The organism is Proteus sp. G2609 (assembly GCF_963896135.1).
GTDB lineage: Bacteria > Pseudomonadota > Gammaproteobacteria > Enterobacterales > Enterobacteriaceae > Proteus > Proteus mirabilis.
This window is the reverse complement of record NZ_CAWQNB010000024.1, coordinates 17,913-38,855: the sequence shown is the minus strand read 5'-3', so window position 1 is coordinate 38,855 and position 20,943 is coordinate 17,913. Positions and strand designations below refer to the sequence as shown.

Sequence of the window (20,943 nt, the reverse complement as noted above, 5' to 3'; positions counted from 1 at the left end):
ACGGAATAAAAGGAAATAGAGAAATAACATGAAAGCGGCAACCGCAGTAATAGATCGCCGCGCTCTGCGTCACAATTTTCAGCATGTGAGAGACTATGCACCACATAGCCACCTGATAGCTGTCGTGAAAGCAAACGCTTATGGTCATGGGTTATTAGAAACAGCATATACTTTGATGGATGATGCTGATTGTTTTGGCGTAGCACGTATCGGTGAAGCTTTAACATTACGTAGTGGGGGGATTGTGAAACCCATCCTACTACTTGAAGGCTTCTTTGATGCTGTTGATTTACCCATTTTGGTGGTTAACCATATTGAGACTGTTGTTCATAGTGAAGAGCAACTCGAAGCGTTAGAAAATGCCGATTTAGAAGAACCCGTAAAAGTCTGGATGAAGCTCGATACTGGAATGCATCGTTTAGGCGTCCGTCCTGAAGAAGCTGAGGCTTTTTATCAACGACTTTGTGCTTGTAAAAATGTCCAACAACCCGTCAATTTGGTCAGTCATTTTAGTCGCGCGGATGAGCCTGATATTCCTGAAGTCACACAAAATCAAATTCAGCTATTTCAAGCCTTTATCCAAGATAAAGCGGGTGATAAATCTATCGCTGCTTCTGCGGGAATTTTATTTTGGCCACAAGTCCATTATCAATGGGTTCGCCCTGGGATCATCACATACGGTATCTCACCAACGGGTGATAACAGAACAGGTAAAGACTTTGGTTTAACCCCGGCAATGACACTAAAAACGAGCCTTATTGCGGTTCGTAAACATAAAGCAGGTGAACCCGTTGGTTATGGTGGTACATGGGTAAGTGAAAAAGATACTTATCTGGGTGTTATTGCTATCGGTTATGGTGATGGTTACCCACGTAGTGCACCTTCTGGTACTCCTGTTTGGATCAACGGTCGAAAAGTGCCGATTGTTGGACGCGTTTCCATGGATATGATCAGCGTCGATTTGGGATCTGAGCTAATTGATCGTGTCGGTGATGAAGCTATTTTATGGGGAGATGTGCTACCCGTAGAAGAAATTGCCAAATATAGTGGTATTAGCGCGTACGAATTAATTACCAAATTAACTTCGCGCGTCATTATGGAATACCTAGACGAACAATAGCACACAAGATATTGTATCTATCTGGCACACAAAAAGTGATTGGAGAATAAAAGCCGTGTTTCAACAGGTTGAAGCGTTTGCGGGAGATCCGATTCTCTCATTAATGGATGTCTATAATAAAGATCCACGTCAAGATAAAATTAACCTAAGTATTGGTCTTTATTATGATGAAGAAGGCAAAACCCCCATTCTAGGCACTGTGTCTGTGGCGCGTCAGCAGCTTAATGCGATGACACCTACCGCAACACTGTATTTGCCAATGGAAGGACTCGCCCCTTATCGCCACGAAGTACAGACTCTCCTTTTTGGTGCTGATAACCCGCTTATTGCAGACAAAAAGATTGCTACCATACAAACATTAGGTGGCTCCGGAGCGCTAAAAGTCGGCGCAGATTTTCTACATCGCTATTTTCCAAGCTCTGAAGTTTGGATCAGTGATCCCACTTGGGACAATCATGCGTCTATTTTTGCGGGCTCCGGTTTTAAAGTAAATTATTATCCTTATTTTGATCCCGAAACCAAAGGGGTCAAATTCGATGCATTAATAGATTGCTTTAAAAAACTTCCTGAAAAAAGCATCGTACTGATGCACCCATGTTGCCATAATCCAACAGGATCCGATCTCACCAAAGCACAATGGGATCAGGTCATTGAGATCCTCAAAGCGCGTCAAGCAATCCCTTTCCTTGATATTGCTTATCAGGGATTTGCTGAAAGTTTAGATGATGATGCTTATGCGGTTCGCGCTATGGCAAAAGCGGGGTTACCTGTATTAGTCAGTAACTCATTCTCTAAAATCTTCGGGATTTATGGGGAACGGGCGGGTGGCTTATCGATTGTATGTGATAACGCGAAAGAGTGTGAGCATGTATTAGGGCAATTAAAAGCGGGCGCACGTCGTATCTATTCAAGTCCTGCTAACTATGGCGCACAACTGGTTAATCAAGTTTTATCAGATCATGTATTAACCGCACAATGGCAAAAAGAAGTGGCTCATATGCGTGACCGCATCAAAGAGATGCGTGTAACTTTAGTTAATGCCTTAAAAGAAGCATTACCTGAGAAAAACTTTGATCATTTATTAACACAACGCGGTATGTTCAGTTATACCGGCTTTTCACCAAAGCAAGTAGATAGATTACGTGAAGAGTTTGGTATTTACCTGATTGGTACAGGTCGTGTTTGTATGGCGGGTGTCAATAACAATAATGTGCAGCGCATTGCACAAGCCTTTGCAGCCGTCAGTTAATTAATATAACCAACCATTCGTTGCTGATATTAGCTTAAAAAAATACCTGCCTATTTTCATAAGCAGGTATTTTCTTTACTGCATTACAACATTTTTCACTGTCTTTTTAGGTCTTTGCCTTTTATGCATTGACAGCTTGCTGCTTTTCCCCGGCATTACGGCGTGCTTTTTCTTCCATGATCTCAATAATTTGAATATCTGTATGTTGCATTGCACGACTGGCTAATGCGCAGAGATTCGCAATTGAACTATCAACATCATCACTGACAATCCCGTCAGTACCCGCTACACTTTGATTTTGCATCGCCATCAAAACGGCTTTATACGCACTCGCCGCACTACTTGATACTTTCATTGCACAGCTATTCGAGGCGCCATCACAGATAATGCCACTAATATCACCAATCATACTGTTGATTGACATACTTACAGTGGTGAAGTCTTTAGTCAGTAGCCATGCCATACCCGCAGCCGCCCCCATTGATGCAGTGGTTGCCGCACACAATGCAGACAGAGGTGGGAAATGGCTATGAACATAAATCGCCATTAAGTGCGATAAAACTAATGCCCGTAATAAAGTTTCGTCATCTGCTTGAATAAATTCAGCAACTACCATTACCGGCAATGTTGCAGCAATGCCTTGATTACCGGAGCCTGAGTTACTCATAGCAGGTAATACAGCGCCCCCCATACGTGCATCTGAAGCGGCAGACGTTCTTATCATGATTTCACTCAGTAAATCCTTACCTAATAAGCCATTCTCTTGCTGTGAAACCAGCGTCCGCCCTATCGCCAATCCATAACTATTTTTTAGCCCTTCTTCTGATAAAGCACCATTTAGATAAGCCGCATCAAGCATAAAGGCGACTTGATCTATAGGTACATTGAGTGCAAAGCGATAAATATCTTCAGCACAAACCGTCGCAAAAGGCTTTTCTTCTACGCTATCCCCGGCATGAGTCAAACTCGTTTTATTATCCTCAAAAACAACTTTGCCATTACACTCACAGCGCACAACATGGGTATGCTCTTTAGCAATACTGACAATGGCATAACCTGACTGACCATATACTTTTGCTTCGGAGTAGAGTACATCACTACATGGCGTTTTCACGCCAACCGTCACTTTTCCTTCAGCAACCAATGTCTTAGCCTGAGCGATAGCTTGTGGTGATGCTGTAAGTAATACTTCAAGGCCAGCATCCGGATTGCCCCCTGTCGCCCCTAATGCAGCCGCGATGGGCAATCCCGCCATTCCCGTTCCTGGTACTGTTACGCCCATTCCGTTTTTCATTAAATTAGGCGAAACCCACGCTTCAATACCAACAACAGGCTCAGCTAATAATGCGGTTGCTTTTGCCGCAGCTAATGCCAATGAAATCGGCTCAGTGCAACCTACTGCTGGCTTAACACCTTCACGTAATTGACGAATAAACTGCGACCATAAATGAGAATTATTGTTCTGGCTCATAATCTAACACCTTGGATTAATATCGTTTTTAATAACAGCTAACTCGAACCGCAGTTGACGACTATGAGAATGCCAAGAACGGAGAAACACAAAGTAGCAGACCCGTAAAGATAATCAGATAAAGTGATGCGCCTTTGTATTTATGTAACATCGGTACTTTGTACACTAGGTATGCAGGGATAAGACAACCGACCATACCAAAGATAGGACTACAAATTGAGGTAAAGCTCAGTACTGGTGCATTGAGAATAATGGCGCCCCAAGCTAACAGCACAGCAAAGATCATAATGCCGTTTTGTACCCATTTTTCATTGATTTTTTCAACGGGCATCATGCGCTGCAGAATATTCATCACAATCCCTTGTGTGGCTTCACGGAAACCGAGATAGACACCAAAGAATGCGGTCATTACTGCGAAAATATTCAACATTACACTCACTACGGTTACCCAACCGCCAGGGAAGAATTTTGCCGCAATCGCTAATGCAGAGATATTTTGCTCATAAGCTTTTACTGCTTCATCATGTCCCATTGCTAATGTGAAGGAGATTGCATAGAAAAACACCGTACAGAACAACACACCGAAAGCGATATTCATTGCACGTAATGCTTTATGACGCGCTACTTCACGATTTTGGTTACGACTACGATAAGAGATAACCATTGGGCTTAATGTTTGGATAAACAGAATAGAAGTTAATGTAAAAGGTAGTGTGATAATGGCTTCTTTAATTAAACGTCCGGCAGGTGGTAATGCGCCAACATTATACAGATGCCACATACCAATCATTGAAAGACCTAATGCCGCAACAACTAGTAGTTTTGTCATTACCATAAAGCTTGATAGCTTAAATAGTAATTGTTCACCACGAGAAGAAATAGCCACTAACGCACAGATTAAAATCAGACCATAGAATGGATTTTCTGATAATAAACTGTCAGTCACACCAAAAGTTTGTAGATAAGAAGCACTGTCATTCGTGATAGCTGTGGAATAGACAAACATCCAAATCACTAACATCACAAAATAGAGTGCACCTAATAAAATACCCCAGTTTTTACCGAGATAACCAGTGATAACGCTTGGGTAGTCTTTACACTCAGGAGATTCAGCCAACGTATTAATAAATAGGCGTTGGAAAAGGTACATTGCGGGGTAACCAATCACGGAGGAAAGTAAGAAAACCCACAATCCCATTAAGCCAACCTGTACAGGTAAAAAAACAATCCCTGCACCGATAGCCATACCGATACTCATGATAACCCAGCCCACATCATTGCCGTCAAATTTAATTGCTGCACGCCATTGTTCTTCTGTCATACCTGCTCGGCGAGCGCCAGCACTAGTTGCGGGATAGCTTGTTGTCTCTGTTTTTGAGGAAGCCGTTTCCATATTAGTACTCACTTTTTATATTGTAATTGTTAATAGCAAAACGAATTTTGGGGGTAAAAAGAACTATCTAACTTTGCGATGACCTAATAGCCTTACTTTTTGCAGGTATTTTTATTATGGGTAAATGATAGGAAATATTGCGGAGAAAAAAGTTGTTATAAATCGTGATAGCTGAAAACGTTTTGGGAAATAATTCTCTCACAAGGAGAAAAGTAGGATTATCTGTTCAAAGGGAACAGTAAATAATAACCTTCCCCCTACGGCAACCTTTTGATTCACATAACACTTTGAAATATAACATAATATCACTATTGTTATACAATAATAGTCAAGTATAACAAATGAAACAAATCCATGAATAAACTGTGCTATGCATCACGATATACTATGATAATCCTTTCTATTTAGCTTTGTTATCTCGTATTTAGTTAAAATAATGTAATAAAACAGCAGAATTAACTATTTATTCTTTTTTTTATAAAAAGAGTGTTAATTATATAAAAAGCGGCTATCAGTGTGACTGACGAAAAAAGAATAGTTTTATCTAATAGAATTAATTTCTCTAATAAAATATCAAATTCCTTTTTATAAAGAAAAACGCTACAAACAAAATTTGTAGCGTTTAGACAAGAAGTGCGTAAACCGTGTGCTATTAATAACCACGCTCTAAAATTGGTTTCAAAAACCTTGCCGTGTGGGAGCCTTCAAAGTCAGCAACTTGCTCTGGCGTACCGGATATCAAGATCTGACCACCACCACTGCCCCCTTCAGGCCCTAAATCAACGATCCAGTCAGCGGTTTTGATCACATCGAGATTATGCTCAATCACCACAATCGTATTACCCTGATCACGCAACTGATGGAGCACATCAAGAAGTAACTCAATATCGGCAAAGTGTAAACCCGTGGTCGGTTCATCCAAAATATAGAGAGTTTGGCCTGTACCCCGTTTTGACAACTCTTTGGCTAATTTAACCCGTTGTGCTTCACCACCCGATAACGTAGTGGCAGATTGTCCTAAACGAATATAAGAGAGTCCCACATCAATCAATGTTTGTAGCTTACGCGCTAATGCGGGCACCGCATCAAAAAACTCTCTCGCTTCTTCGATTGTCATATCTAGCGCTTCGTGAATATTTTTCCCTTTATATTTAATCTCAAGGGTTTCACGATTATAACGTTGCCCTTTACACTGATCACAAGGCACATACACATCAGGTAAAAAGTGCATTTCAACTTTTAATACACCATCGCCTTGGCAAGCTTCGCAACGCCCCCCCTTCACATTAAAACTAAAGCGCCCCGGCGTATAACCGCGAGTTCGTGATTCTGGTACACCAGCAAAAAGTTCACGGATCGGGGTAAATACTCCGGTATAAGTCGCAGGGTTGGAACGTGGCGTACGACCGATAGGACTTTGGTTAATATCAATCACTTTATCAAAGTGCTCTAATCCCTCAACGTCTAAATAAGGTGCTGGCACGCTATTAGTGGCGCCATTTAATTGACGTTGGGCAATGGGGAATAACGTATCATTAATTAAGGTTGATTTACCCGAGCCAGAAACACCGGTAATACAAGTAAATAAACCAACAGGTATTTTTAAATTAACGTTTTTTAGGTTATTACCTTTCGCCCCTAAAATAGTGAGCATTTTTTCGCGATCAACAGGAACACGCTTTTCAGGGATAGCAATACGGCGTTCGCCACTTAAGAATTTACCGGTTAATGAGTTGGGATTATTAACAATATCTTCCAGTGTACCCTGAGCGACTATCTCACCACCATGAACGCCAGCACCCGGCCCAATATCAATAATATGATCAGCGGCACGGATAGCGTCTTCATCATGCTCAACGACGATCACCGTGTTACCTAAATCACGCAAGTGGATCAACGTTTCCAGTAGGCGATCGTTATCGCGTTGATGCAAACCAATTGAAGGCTCATCAAGTACATACATTACCCCAACTAATCCAGCACCAATTTGGCTTGCTAGGCGAATACGCTGCGCCTCGCCGCCTGATAATGTCTCCGCTGAACGAGAAAGAGTGAGGTAATTTAATCCCACATTGACCAAGAATTTTAATCTGTCACCAATCTCTTTTAATACTTTTTCGGCAATCTTCGCTCGCTGACCACTGAGTTTTAGATTTTGGAAAAAGCTCATCGCATGACCAATACTGTAATCCGCAATTTCAGGTAACGTGGTATTTTCAACATACACATGGCGAGCTTCGCGACGTAAGCGAGTACCACCACAAGAGGCGCAAGGACGATTGCTAATATATTTAGCTAACTCTTCACGCACCGCACTCGATTCTGTTTCACGATAGCGGCGCTCCATATTATTTAATACCCCTTCAAAAGGATGATGGCGAACCACAACATCCCCTCGATCATTGGTGTATTTAAATTCAATATTTTCTTTACCTGAACCGGATAAAATCACTTTCTGGATCTTGTCGGGTAATGAGTCAAAGGGAGCTTCAACATCAAAATGATAGTGCTCGCCTAATGAGCGCAACATTTGGAAATAGTAAAAATTGCGCCGATCCCACCCTTTAATCGCACCACCGGCCAGAGAAATTTCTCGATTTTGGATCACCAAATCAGGATCGAAAAATTGTTGAACCCCTAAACCATCACAAGTAGGACACGCACCTGCGGGGTTATTAAAAGAGAATAACCGTGGCTCTAGTTCACTCATGCTATAACCACAAATAGGACAGGCAAAGTTTGCAGAAAAAACGATATCTTCAGCACTGCTATCGTCCATATCAGAGATGACCGCCGTGCCTCCTGATAATTCAAGCGCCGTTTCAAAAGATTCTGCTAAACGTTGAGCCAGATCGTCACGAACTTTAAAGCGGTCAATGACCACTTCAATGGTGTGCTTTTTCTGTAATTCCAAGGTAGGGGGATCTGATAAATCACACACTTCACCATCGATACGAGCACGAATATAGCCTTGTGCAGCAAGATTATTGAGTAATTTTACATGCTCACCTTTGCGCTCTTTTACGATTGGCGCCAATAACATTAAGCGTTTACCTTCAGGTTGCGCTAAAACATTATCCACCATTTGGCTTACCGTTTGAGCCGCTAAAGGGATATCGTGATCAGGACAGCGCGGTTCACCCACACGTGCAAATAATAGACGTAGGTAATCGTGGATCTCGGTAATGGTACCGACCGTTGAGCGTGGGTTATGTGATGTCGATTTCTGCTCAATCGAAATAGCGGGCGATAACCCTTCAATATGATCAACATCAGGCTTTTCCATTAAGGAAAGAAACTGACGAGCATAAGCTGAAAGCGATTCAACGTAACGCCGTTGGCCTTCCGCATAAAGCGTATCAAAGGCTAAAGAGGATTTACCTGAGCCAGAAAGTCCCGTAATAACAATAAGTTTATCGCGGGGAATGACCAAATTGATATTTTTTAGGTTATGGGTGCGAGCGCCCCGTACTTCGATTTTATCCATGAATATATCCCGGATTAAGTGAGTCGCCGAAAAAGAAAGAATCGGATAATTATGACACAAAACTAGCTGAATGGATATACAGTATATATATTGAAACTGAATGATAATGAAAATTTGCCATATTAAGACAATAAAATGTCGATCCTGTTCTCAATGGAGAAATTCATTACTCATCATATTCAAATTTTAGCTTACGTGATAAACTTCATCGCTTATGATTTCAAAAAATTTACTTTCGCAGGAGTACCTCACATGGCGAGCAGAGGCGTTAACAAAGTTATTCTTATCGGTAATTTAGGGCAGGATCCAGAAATCCGTTATATGCCAAGTGGTGGTGCAGTGGCAAATCTGACACTAGCAACTTCAGAAAGCTGGCGCGACAAACAAACCGGTGAAATGAAAGAGAAAACCGAATGGCACCGTGTGGTCATTTTCGGCAAACTAGCAGAAATTGCTGGCGAGTATCTGCGTAAAGGTTCACAAGTTTATATTGAAGGTCAATTACAAACACGTAAATGGCAAGATCAAAGTGGTCAAGATCGCTACAGCACTGAAGTTGTGGTGAATATCGGTGGCACAATGCAGATGTTAGGTGGCCGTGGTGGTCAAGATAATGCACCTTCACAAGGCCAAGGCGGTTGGGGTCAACCTCAGCAACCACAAGCATCACAACAGTTTAGTGGTGGCGCACCATCTCGCCCAGCACAACAACCAGCAGCGGCACCAGCGCCAAGTAATGAACCACCAATGGACTTTGATGACGATATCCCGTTCTGACGGTTACTTAAGAACTTACCTTATCTTCTAAGTCATATAACATCAAACGCTAAAGCCTGTTATACCATTAACGGGCTTTTCTTTGTTTCATGCTTATCCCGCATTTGCCAATCATATTGTCACACCTTGTCTATTTCCCATTGACTATTACTCGTTCATCATTGGCGTTAAGGTAAGTCTTGTGAATGAGTATTAGCCCCTTTCACCATGGTTAGATTTGATTTACTGATAATGACAATTTATAACGTTATTTTCTCAAAATCCCACTTTCCACAAAGGTTTGCTCAAAAAAAATATGGTAAGATCATCGCAATTAATCACGTCTGAGAGCATCCTATCCTATGAATGAAGAGAAATTGCTCGCTCAGGCAGAAAAGATCTGCCAGAAACGAGGTGTTCGCCTGACTTCACAACGTCTGGCAGTATTGCGTCTGATCATGCAACAACCTACCGCAATCAGCGCTTATGATTTATTAGATTTATTACGCCAAGTAGAGCCTCAAGCTAAACCACCTACCGTATATCGTGGATTGGAATTTCTACTTGAACAAGGTTTTATTCACAAAATAGAATCCACCAATAGCTATGTGCTTTGTCATCATTTTGATGATGCTGAGCATACATCGGTGATGTTAATTTGTGATCGTTGCTTATCAGTCACAGAAAAAAGTAGCCATAAAATTGAAGGGGCGATCACCACACTCGCTAAAGATAATGGCTTTCATTTACGCCATAGTGTGATTGAAATTCATGGGCTGTGCGCTCAGTGCCATGAAGCCCAAGCCTGTACACATCCAGAAGGTTGTCACCATGATCATAGTATGGATGATAATCTTAAGCAGAAAAAAACCGGTGACTATAAACCTCGTTAAGCAGATAAAAGAGAAAATGCAGATGATTTTATGTTTTTACACATCATCTGCATCTTTTTGACGTTCTCCCCGCCCTGATAAACTGGAGGACGAGGTTTCGGCGCATCTGGTACAATAATTTGTATTGAATGAATTAGATACAAATTACAGCCATTCGCCGTTACGGATAACCCCTACTGCTAATCCTTCCACAGTAAAGCTCTGCTCACGTAAATCAACGATAATAGGTGAAAACTCTGGATTTTCTGCGTGCAGTTCTATCTTACTACCGACTTTCTTAAATCGTTTTACGGTTACTTCATCTTCAATACGTGCGACAATCACTTGGCCATTATGGACATCTTGTGTTTTATGCACAGCAAGTAGATCGCCATCCATAATACCGATATCTTTCATCGACATACCATTAACACGCAGTAAAAAATCTGCGCTCGGTTTAAAAAGCATAGGATCAACTTGATAATGGCTTTCGATATGCTCTTGCGCTAAAAGTGGTTCACCGGCTGCAACTCGTCCAATTAATGGTAAGCCTTCAGGCTCTTCTTCAAGTAGCAAACGGATACCTCTAGATGCACCAGAGACAATTTCTATCACGCCTTTGCGAGCAAGTGCTTTTAAATGCTCTTCTGCCGCATTAGGTGAGCGAAAACCAAGTTGGGAAGCGATTTCCGCCCGTGTTGGTGGCATACCCGTTTGCGAAATGTGATCACGAACCAAATCGTAAACCTGCTGCTGCCTTGCAGTTAATGCTTTCATTCCGCCCCCTGTTTGTTTATACAGTCAGACTGTGAGTATATACAGGTATATGCCGATTGGGAACTACAAATGCATATAAAACACGCATCTTTGCATTATTTTTCGACAATTGTCGATTTTTTTTACTTTATGCAAAAAAATGATGCCAAAGAATGGTTCCCCAAGTAAATAATCCCAATATAATAGCGACGAGAACGGCAGCTGATCCCATATCCTTTGCTCGTCCTGATAATTCATGACGTTCTGTACCAATGCGATCGACGACAGCTTCTATAGCACTATTGACCAGTTCTAAAATGACGACAAGGACGACTGAACCAATCAATAAAATGCGCTCTAGAACACTGACATCGATAAAAAATGCAAGGATAATTGCTATTAAGGTCACAATAGCTTCTTGTCTAAAAGCGGCTTCATTGATCCAAGCGGCACGTAAGCCCTGATATGAATAGCCACCAGCTTTAATGATTCGGGTAAGACCTTTATTTTGATTAGCCATAATAAACTCTATCGAAAACAAACGATTATTTTGCCACTTTTCTCTATTAATATTGTCACAGCACCACAGATCTACGAAAGACTTTCTGTTATGCTTTCGAAGTATTGCTAATAAGAGGCTACAACTATTTATGTCAGCTTGGCGTAAACTATATTATAACACATTGAATTTACCACTGAAATTGTTGGTAAAAAGTAAACGAGTTCCGACTGATCCTATCACTGAGTTAGGCTTAGATACGTCGCGATCTTTCCTTTATGTTCTGCCTTATCACTCTAAAGCAGACTTACTGACATTACGTCAGCAATGTTTATCTCTTGGCTTGCCAGATCCTCTGCAACCCATAGAAATTAACGGAACCAAACTGCCAGCCTACGTCTTTATTGACGATGGCCCTAGAGTATTCCGTTACTACTCTCCCGATCCGCGTAAAGATTCAGTGAAAACATTCCATGCTTATCTTGATGCTCATCGTAACAATCCGCATCTTGATATTGAAATGTTACCTGCATCAGTGATGTTCGGTCGCTCACCGGGTCGAGAAGGTCATAATGGCGTCCCCCATTTACGCTTATTAAATGGGATACAGAAATTTATTGCCATCCTCTGGCTAGGTCGAGATAGTTTTGTCCGTTTCTCGCCGACCGTATCCATGCGCCAAATGGCGAATGAACATGGAACCGATACCAGCATTGCTCGAAAACTTGCGCGTGTGGCGCGTATTCACTTTTCACGTCAGCGTTTAGCAGCAGTTGGCCCAAAACTGCCTGCACGCCAAGATCTCTTCAATAAACTATTGGCATCCAAAGCCATTGAAAAAGCCATTGAAGATGAAGCAAAAGCGAAAAAAATTACGCTTGATAAAGCACGTAAAAATGCCACTGATATCATGGAAGAGATCGCCGCTAATTTCTCTTATGAAGCGGTACGAATGACTGATCGTGTATTAAGCTGGACATGGAATAAGCTCTATCAAGGTATCAACGTTTTTAATGCAGAACGTGTGCGCCAACTTGCGCAAGATGGACATGAAATTGTCTACGTACCTTGTCACCGTAGTCATATGGACTACTTATTGCTTTCCTATGTACTTTATCATCAAGGATTGGTTCCCCCACATATTGCTGCGGGTATTAACCTTAATTTCTGGCCAGCAGGACCGATTTTCCGTCATTTAGGGGCTTTCTTTATTCGTCGAACCTTTAAAGGAAATAAACTTTATTCAACCATCTTCCGGGAATATTTAGGTGAGTTATTCTCTCGAGGCTACTCTATTGAATATTTTGTTGAAGGTGGACGCTCCCGTACAGGTCGACTGTTAGATCCTAAAACAGGGACGCTGTCAATGACCGTGCAAGCCATGTTACGTGGTGAGACACGCCCTATTTCCATCGTTCCCATTTATATTGGCTATGAGCATGTCATGGAAGTTGCCACTTATGCCAAAGAGTTGCGTGGTGCGACAAAAGAGAAAGAAGGTTTTATGCAGATGATCAGAGGATTGCGTAAACTACGCAACCTTGGTCAAGGCTATGTCAATTTTGGTGAACCTATTTCGCTATCACAATATCTTAATCAGGCCGTGCCTGACTGGCGCGATGATATTGATCCCATTGAGCCACAACGTCCAAGCTGGTTAAATCCTGCAGTTAGTGCGTTAGCGGATAATATTATGGTCAATATTAATAATGCCGCTTCGATTAATGCGATTAACCTTGTCTCTACGGCGTTGCTAGCGTCCCGTCAGCGAGCACTAACTAAAGAACAATTATTAGAGCAAATAGATTGTTATCTACAGTTACTGCGTAATGTGCCTTACTCATCAGATATGGTTGTCCCCGATAAAAGCTCAGAAACATTATTAGCACACGCCTTGCAAACAGATAAATTCCAAGTTGAGCAGGATAGTCTTGGCGATATTATTATATTGCCTCGCGAAAGTGCCGTATTGATGACTTATTATCGCAATAACACCATTCACTTAATGGTTACACCATCATTAATTGCGAGCATTGTCTTGCATCACGAGCGTATACACCGTGATGACTTAATGAAACAGGTAGAATTAATTTTCCCTCTTATCAAAGCTGAGTTGTTTATTCGCTATGAAAAAGAGGAGTTACCTGATGTGGTTAATACACTGATTAGTGAACTTTGTCGCCAGCGTCTAATTTGCTGTGCTGATGATGGCATATTACGGATCAATCCAGCACGTATTCGCCCATTACAGCTTTTAGCAGCAAGTGTTAGAGAAACGCTACAGCGTTATGGTATTACGCTCTCTCTACTCAATTTTGCTCCTGAAATTAGCCGTGCACTATTAGAAAGAGAAAGCCGCATTTTGGCGCAACGACTTTCTGTATTGCATGGTATTAACGCACCTGAGTTCTTTGATAAAGCGGTTTTCTCCACTTTAGTTTCTACACTGCGTGAAGAAGGTTATCTCAAAGATAATGAAGATATCCTCAAAGCAGATGCCTCTGCACTTTACCAAGTTATTGCGAAATTAATGTCACCAGAAATTCGTTTAACCATTGAGAGTGTAGGCGTTACTGAAGATAACAATTCAGCACAAGCGATTGAGGAAAACCCTGAATCCAACATGGATAAGTAGTTGCTTAATAGCAAATCGCGCTATAATCAGTAATAGAAAAGGGATAAGCAATTGGCTTATCCCTTTTATTTTTATGCAACTTCAGTGCTCAGCTAGTGCTGGTAATATATTTATTAGAAATAATTAAATAAAATACCTGCGAATAAAACAAAACCAACATAATTATTATTCATAAACGCTTGAAAACAAGGGGCTCTTTCCCGTTCAGCAATTAATTTCTGTTGATAAATAAACAGGGCTGTCACGAGTAACAATGACCAATAATAGATCCCTTTCATATTCAGCAAAACGCCAATCGCCACTAATAATGCCAACATTACTAACTGTAAAATACCAATAATGATTTTATCGTAACGACCAAACAGAATGGCTGTCGATTTCACCCCTATTTTTAAATCATCATTGCGATCGACCATGGCATATTGAGTGTCATACACAACAGACCAGATAATATTGACCAAAAAGAGTAACCAACATACTAAAGGTAGTGTTTCAGAAACTGCAGCAAATCCCATAGGGATAGACCAACCAAAGGCCATACCTAAAATTAATTGAGGCAAATTACTAAAACGTTTTACAAAAGGATAAAACCATGCGAGTGCAAGTGCGGCAATAGATAACCAAATGGTCATGGTGTTTAACGTAAGCACTAATCCAAACGAAAACAGCACCAAGACAATAAAGATAATCTTGCTCTCTTTCTCCGTTACAGCACCACTAGGTAATGGTCTATTTTTAGTTCGTTCAACGTTGCCATCAATTTTTCTGTCAGCAAAGTCATTTATTACACACCCAGCGGCACGCATGGAAAACACACCTAGAGTAAATACAATTAGGATATGCCAGTCAGGAAAGCCTTTAGCGGCGATCCATAATGCCCAATACGTTGGCCAAAGTAATAATAGCGCTCCAATAGGCTTATCTATACGCATTAAACGGCTATACGCCTGCCATTTATTGTGCGTCATACTTCCCTCCAATTTTAGCTCCCCCTAACTACTGCTTATATACAGGTGATGCAGGCAAAAACACCTCAGTTAATAATAAAGGTTTATCTGAAAGCTGGAAACGGGAACGACGTAACCAATGTCCATTTTGTTGCCCAATATGAATAAAATCACGACTTAAGGTTGTTTCCTGGAACAGATAACGTCCTAATGGCACCGTACGCAAATTCACTAATTGGCGATCTTCACCCGTTAATGTCTCTTCCGGCACTAATGTTCGCCCTAATAACCAAGGTACATTATCTCCACAAAGGACGATTTCTCTTAACCAATAGCGTCGGCTATAAGGTAAACACTTTTGTTCATCAGCAGGCTCGATATATTCAATAAAACCTTCTTGATATGGCATTACCGTCACTTGATGGCAATGTTGCTCAAAACGTCGTGTCATTGAACCTAATTCCAGCAGCCAACTTAAGGTATTTTCTGCGACTTCTTCACGCTCTTCATCTGATAACCAGTGAATAGGTGCGTGAGTAATTATGGATTTTTTAAACATTCTTTCATCATCACAACTATGATGATCCTAACTTTATAAATCATTATGCACTAAGGATATCATGATGTAGCGATAGGAAGTTAAAAGCTGATAACATTTCGTATAAATAATCTAAAAAAACGTTAAAAGATAATCAGAATTCACTCAAATTGAGAAAAAACAAAGGAGGTCACCATCAACCTCCTTGGTTATAAGCGCTTAATCACACTTAATTTATTCTCTTAACGCCATGCTTTGTAACGATTAATTAAATTATTTGTTGAACTATCATGACTGTTAACACTTTCCTTACCTTTTAACTCAGGCAATATGCGATTAGCTAATTGTTTGCCCAACTCAACGCCCCATTGGTCAAAGGTGAAGATATTGAAAATTACACCTTGTACAAAGATTTTATGTTCATACATCGCAATTAACGCGCCTAATGAATAGGGAGTGATCTCTTTTAAAAGAATGGAGTTGGTGGGACGATTCCCTTCAAACACTTTAAATGGTGCCACATACCCCATGGTTGCGGGATCTTTTCCTGCTGAGGCAAACTCTGCATCGACTTGCTCACGGGTTTTACCAAATGCTAATGCTTCGGTTTGTGCAAAGAAGTTCGACATTAGTTTTGCATGATGATCAGATAATGGATTATGGCTGATCGCTGGTGCAATAAAATCACAAGGGATCAGTTTGGTTCCTTGATGAATTAATTGATAAAACGCATGCTGGCCATTAGTCCCCGGCTCTCCCCAAATAATAGGTCCGGTTTGGTAACTGACTTTGTTTCCATCACGGTCGATATATTTACCATTGGATTCCATATTGCCTTGTTGGAAGTAAGCAGCAAAACGGTGCATATATTGATCGTATGGCAGAATCGCTTCAGTTTCGGTACCAAAAAAATTGTTATACCAAATGCCAATAAGCGCCAATATCATCGGAATATTATTTTCGGCTTCAGTGGTTCTAAAGTGATTATCCATAGCATGAGCACCGGACAGTAACTGCTCAAAGTTGTCATAACCAATAGATAATACAATGGATAAACCAATTGCTGACCATAATGAGTAGCGGCCACCAACCCAATCCCAAAACTCAAACATATTTGCGGTATCAATACCAAATTTTTCTACTTCAGCACTATTAGTTGATAACGCAACAAAGTGTTTCGCAACAAAAGTACTCTCTTTAGCCGCAGATAAGAACCAATCTCTTGCAGAGTGTGCATTAGTCATGGTTTCTTGTGTGGTAAAGGTTTTTGAAGCAATCAAGAATAGCGTTGTTTCTGGATCGCATTTTTTCAAGGTTTCTGCAATATGTGTACCATCAACATTAGAAACAAAATGCATGGTCAAGTGGTTTTTATAAGGGCGCAGTGCTTCTGTCACCATATACGGGCCTAAATCAGAGCCACCAATACCGATATTGACCACATCAGTAATCGCTTTACCTGTGTAACCTTTCCATTCACCACTAATCACACGCTCACTAAATACTTTCATTTTATGCAATACGGCATTGACTTCTGGCATCACATCTTTGCCATCGACCATAACCGGTGTATTGCTACGATTACGTAATGCAGTGTGGAGTACCGCACGATCTTCCGTACAGTTGATTTTTTCACCGCTAAACATACTCTTTATCGCACCAGCAACATCACACTCTTTAGCCAGAGTCTGTAATTTATCTAATGTTTCTTGGGTGATACGGTTTTTTGAAAAATCGACTAGAATTTGGTCTGAAAACGTTCTTGAAAAGGTGTCAAAGCGTGATGGATCTTGAGAGAACAGTGTTTTCATTTCTGTATCTTTCATCACAGCAAAATGGTCTTCTAATGCCTTCCAAGCTAAGGTATGAGTTGGGTTTACATTTTTCATTCACAATACTCTCTTAAGATTACAATCCGATACTCTCAGATTGTAGCCTGTCATTTAATAGTTACGGTCAATTCTTTCTTATTTGATGATATTCGTCAAAACCATTCAACAAATCTAGTATTAATTACTTACATAGGCAAAACCGATAATCTCTGAGTGATTATTAATTAAATTGATTATCCTTCACTCTTGATTGACTCTTTTGGCAATAACCGATATTCCTAACTGTGTTTAACATCTCACTGGGACTAAAGGAATACAACAATGAAAGATAATACTGCAACACCTTCATCACCTTTTACTATCGCCAAATTTGGTGGCACTAGCGTGGCAAATTTTGCGGCGATGGAAAAGTGTGCAGATATTATCTTAAAACAGAAATCAGTCCGTGTGGTGGTTCTTTCTGCTTCAGCGGGGATCACCAATTTGCTTATCGAACTTGCGACAGGTGTTGACGCAACACAACGAGCCGCTTTATTGGCTCAAGTTCGTGATATTGAATACGCCATCATCAATCAATTATCACAAGCGGAAATTATTTCTCAAGAAATAAACCGCTTATTGGAAAATATTGAAATGCTGTCAGAAGCGGCAGCCTTGGCAACTTCTGATGCGTTAACCGATGAGTTAGTCAGCCACGGTGAATTGATGTCAACGTTATTGTTTGTTGAACTGTTACGTGAAAAAGGAATAAGTGCAGATTGGTTTGATGTCAGAAAAGTAATGAAAACCAACGATCTGTTTTGTCATGCTGAGCCAGATATGGCGCAATTAACTGAGTTAACACAAAGTTTAATTCAGCCCCGCTTAACAGAAACCGTGATTGTTACCCAAGGTTTTATCGGACAAGAGTCTAAAGGAAAAACCACCACCTTAGGGCGTGGTGGAAGTGATTATACTGCGGCACTGATTGGTGAAGCATTAGGGATGTCACGTGTCGATATTTGGACTGATGTACCTGGTATTTATAGCACTGATCCAAGAATAGTCCCGCAAGCACATCGTATTGATCATATTGCTTTTGATGAAGCGGCTGAAATGGCAACCTTTGGTGCTAAAATTCTCCATCCCGCAACATTATTACCTGCAGTGCGTAGTGGGATCCCTGTGTTTGTCGGCTCAAGCAAAGCACCAGAGGAAGGTGGCACATTGGTTTGTGCACAAACTGATAATCCTCCTGTGTTTCGTGCCATTGCACTACGTAGAAACCAGACACTACTTACCCTGCATAGTTTGAAAATGCTTCATGCCCGTGGCTTTTTGGCAGAAATATTTACCATTTTATCACGCCACCATATTTCGGTTGATGTGATAACCACATCAGAAGTCAGTATTGCTTTAACATTGGATACCACAGGTACCACTAGCTCATCAGGCAGTCTGTTAACTAATGCTTTATTAACAGAATTATCCGCATTATGTCGCGTTGAAGTAGAAGAAGATCTGGCATTGGTCGCTATCATTGGTAATTCACTATCGCAAGTAAATGGCTTAGGAAGTCAAATTTTTGGCACTTTAGAGGATTATAATATTAGAATGATAAGTCATGGTGCGAGTACCCATAACTTATGTTTATTAGTGGATGGCAAAGATGCAGATAATATTGTCAGAAAACTACACGATACCTTATTTTAAGGTATTACTTAGTAAATATTTATAGAGTAAATATAAAAATAAGATTAAGATATGAAAATAGAATAACAACATTTCAATGACTTTAGAATTTAACATAGGCTTCTTGCAATAAGGAGCCTATTTTTATTTATTTTTACAGCTAAAATGATTTATATTTAAAATTATTATATTTAAAAATAATATAGAGTATTTTTAATTTATTTTATCATCTTTAAGAGGGAGTTATGTCTATAAAATTAAGCTATGATATTTGTAAAACTGTCCAATATATGCATGTGAACGTTATAAATAAGAGTAAAAAATTAAAAGAACTACGAAATGAAATAAAATCACTATATAATCTATCACAACCTTTTCAAAATTCATGTGTTAATACTCATACTTTTTATAAACCACAAAATAGCATCATAGCCTCAATAGCAAATATCAATAATAGAATTAATAAAAATCAACACGCACTTACAGGAATAGAATCAAAATTAAAAGAAAAATACAATGATATAAAATCAATTAATGATTTAATTAAAAATAGATATAAATCAGGTTTAGTTACAAATGAGCATGACTATAAAAACATGAAAAATGTTTTAACAAACAATTTTAAAAGTGAAATAAATGATTTAAATCAACAAAAAGAAATAATAAAAATTAGATTAAATGAAAATGAAAATACACTTGCATATTTTAACAATAAATCAGATTTTCTTTCATATCCTAATCAAGAAACTCTCAAATTTTTATTCTATACTGAAGTTTTCCCCAACAGAATCGAAAGAGAATCAATACCAAAAGAAAAAATCAATATTGATTGTATCAACAATATGATAAACATCCATAAAAAGAGTTTGTTTATCAGTTCAGAGAACAAAGAAAAAATAAACACATATAAAGAATTTTTAAAAAAAATAAATATACCTTTCTAACAATATCCAACCCTATTACAGTATTAACGTAAGCGGATGCCTTTCGATAGAAAGATCCGCTTTTTATTTTTTAATAAACTCGATAACCACCATATTTTTTAGCAAATTGATTAAATTTACCAAAATCAATCAACGCGATTTCTAACGAGCGATAGGCAATATGAGACATCTTAGCCACTTGTTCCACAAATACATGGTTATCTTCAAGAAGCTTAGCTGTAAGTGCTGAGGCAATAATCTCACACTCTTTCGGTGTCACAATCCAACCATCATTTGTAGCAAACTTATAAATTGGAATACACCCTTCTTTTTCACTCTCTTTAGCTAACAATGCCTCTTCTTCTTGCATAGCTTGCTTAAATAGTGTGATCTCTTCTTCTAGGGGGGCTGGATGTGTAGGAATATGATGATAAATATAGTCACCAATTTCTTCCATGCGCGCCGGTGTCATTTCAGCCTTAAGCCAAATCTTATCAAACATTTTTTCATCTAATAATGCATCTGTATCCAAATTCCCTGTTAATTGCATCAGATTTAAAAACGCATTAATGATAACTTCATTTAATGGGTAATTTCCTTTGGCTAAAGAAGGAAAAGGAACTTTAGTGCCAACTGTTGGGGTTTGCTGAAGATACAAAGTATAACTCATCATCATGTCCTTTTTTCTGATACAGGCTTACAGCTTATACATCTTTAATGGGAACTGCGAGAGAAAATAACAAGGGGATATGATTATCACCTTGTTATTTATTACATTATTATAATCTTCAGAT

Annotated in this window: 16 protein-coding genes; 7 read left to right on the top strand and 9 right to left on the bottom strand. The window is 39.8% G+C overall.

The window, feature by feature from the left end; genetic code table 11:
- Positions 1-28: 28 nt before the first annotated feature.
- On the top strand, positions 29-1,120 hold the full coding sequence (gene alr, locus AACV01_RS05815) for an alanine racemase (RefSeq protein ID WP_004245898.1): 1,092 nt from the start codon (positions 29-31) through the stop codon (positions 1,118-1,120).
- Positions 1,121-1,175: 55 nt separating this feature from the next.
- Positions 1,176-2,369 (top strand): amino acid aminotransferase, encoded by a 1,194-nt coding sequence (locus AACV01_RS05810; RefSeq protein WP_060554917.1) that lies wholly within the window; start codon positions 1,176-1,178, stop codon positions 2,367-2,369.
- Positions 2,370-2,490: 121 nt separating this feature from the next.
- Here the strand turns inward: AACV01_RS05810 and AACV01_RS05805 are convergent, their stop codons facing one another.
- The 3 genes from AACV01_RS05805 to uvrA all read right to left on the bottom strand — a co-directional run bounded on the left by AACV01_RS05805 (position 2,491) and on the right by uvrA (position 8,720).
- A complete protein-coding gene (locus AACV01_RS05805) occupies positions 2,491-3,840 on the bottom strand; it encodes an L-cysteine desulfidase family protein (protein WP_046334368.1) in 1,350 nt (449 codons plus the stop codon).
- A gap of 61 nt (positions 3,841-3,901) precedes the next feature.
- The gene (locus AACV01_RS05800; RefSeq protein WP_004249166.1) at positions 3,902-5,233 is read right to left on the bottom strand and encodes an amino acid permease; all 1,332 of its coding nucleotides are present in this window, start codon (positions 5,231-5,233) and stop codon (positions 3,902-3,904) included.
- A gap of 652 nt (positions 5,234-5,885) precedes the next feature.
- Complete coding sequence (uvrA, locus tag AACV01_RS05795; RefSeq protein ID WP_004249165.1) at positions 5,886-8,720, bottom strand: excinuclease ABC subunit UvrA; 2,835 nt, start codon at positions 8,718-8,720, stop codon at positions 5,886-5,888.
- Positions 8,721-8,972: 252 nt separating this feature from the next.
- Here uvrA and ssb1 point away from each other — a divergent pair, with 252 nt between their 5' ends.
- Positions 8,973-9,497, top strand: a complete 525-nt coding sequence (ssb1, locus tag AACV01_RS05790; RefSeq protein ID WP_004249162.1) for a single-stranded DNA-binding protein SSB1 — start codon at positions 8,973-8,975, stop codon at positions 9,495-9,497.
- 341 nt (positions 9,498-9,838) lie between these two features.
- Positions 9,839-10,369: a zinc uptake transcriptional repressor Zur gene (gene zur / locus AACV01_RS05785; protein ID WP_004245904.1), complete on the top strand. Its 531-nt coding sequence runs from the start codon at positions 9,839-9,841 to the stop codon at positions 10,367-10,369.
- Positions 10,370-10,513: 144 nt separating this feature from the next.
- On the opposite strand, the gene lexA is transcribed toward zur, so the two are convergent.
- Positions 10,514-11,125, bottom strand: a complete 612-nt coding sequence (gene lexA, locus AACV01_RS05780; protein ID WP_004245906.1) for a transcriptional repressor LexA — start codon at positions 11,123-11,125, stop codon at positions 10,514-10,516.
- A gap of 127 nt (positions 11,126-11,252) precedes the next feature.
- Entirely contained in the window at positions 11,253-11,624 is a 372-nt protein-coding gene (locus AACV01_RS05775) for a diacylglycerol kinase (protein ID WP_004245908.1), read from the bottom strand.
- Between the two features lie 130 nt (positions 11,625-11,754).
- Here AACV01_RS05775 and plsB point away from each other — a divergent pair, with 130 nt between their 5' ends.
- Entirely contained in the window at positions 11,755-14,238 is a 2,484-nt protein-coding gene (gene plsB, locus AACV01_RS05770; protein ID WP_012368492.1) for a glycerol-3-phosphate 1-O-acyltransferase PlsB, read from the top strand.
- Positions 14,239-14,351: 113 nt separating this feature from the next.
- Here the strand turns inward: plsB and ubiA are convergent, their stop codons facing one another.
- The 3 genes from ubiA to pgi all read right to left on the bottom strand — a co-directional run bounded on the left by ubiA (position 14,352) and on the right by pgi (position 17,612).
- Positions 14,352-15,206 carry a 4-hydroxybenzoate octaprenyltransferase gene (gene ubiA, locus AACV01_RS05765; protein WP_004250107.1) on the bottom strand — a complete coding sequence of 285 codons (855 nt, stop codon included), beginning with the start codon at positions 15,204-15,206 and terminating at the stop codon, positions 14,352-14,354.
- Between the two features lie 28 nt (positions 15,207-15,234).
- On the bottom strand, positions 15,235-15,744 hold the full coding sequence (gene ubiC / locus AACV01_RS05760; RefSeq protein ID WP_004245914.1) for a chorismate lyase: 510 nt from the start codon (positions 15,742-15,744) through the stop codon (positions 15,235-15,237).
- Positions 15,745-15,965: 221 nt separating this feature from the next.
- A complete protein-coding gene (gene pgi, locus AACV01_RS05755; RefSeq protein ID WP_161682576.1) occupies positions 15,966-17,612 on the bottom strand; it encodes a glucose-6-phosphate isomerase in 1,647 nt (548 codons plus the stop codon).
- A gap of 264 nt (positions 17,613-17,876) precedes the next feature.
- Here pgi and lysC point away from each other — a divergent pair, with 264 nt between their 5' ends.
- Together lysC and AACV01_RS05745 are read left to right on the top strand one after the other, a co-directional pair.
- Positions 17,877-19,247 (top strand): lysine-sensitive aspartokinase 3, encoded by a 1,371-nt coding sequence (lysC, locus tag AACV01_RS05750; protein ID WP_020946341.1) that lies wholly within the window; start codon positions 17,877-17,879, stop codon positions 19,245-19,247.
- Positions 19,248-19,471: 224 nt separating this feature from the next.
- Positions 19,472-20,170 (top strand): hypothetical protein, encoded by a 699-nt coding sequence (locus tag AACV01_RS05745; RefSeq protein WP_237584999.1) that lies wholly within the window; start codon positions 19,472-19,474, stop codon positions 20,168-20,170.
- A 70-nt stretch (positions 20,171-20,240) separates the two neighbouring features.
- On the opposite strand, the gene AACV01_RS05740 is transcribed toward AACV01_RS05745, so the two are convergent.
- Positions 20,241-20,819: a hypothetical protein gene (locus tag AACV01_RS05740; protein WP_004249153.1), complete on the bottom strand. Its 579-nt coding sequence runs from the start codon at positions 20,817-20,819 to the stop codon at positions 20,241-20,243.
- Positions 20,820-20,943 lie beyond the last annotated feature (124 nt).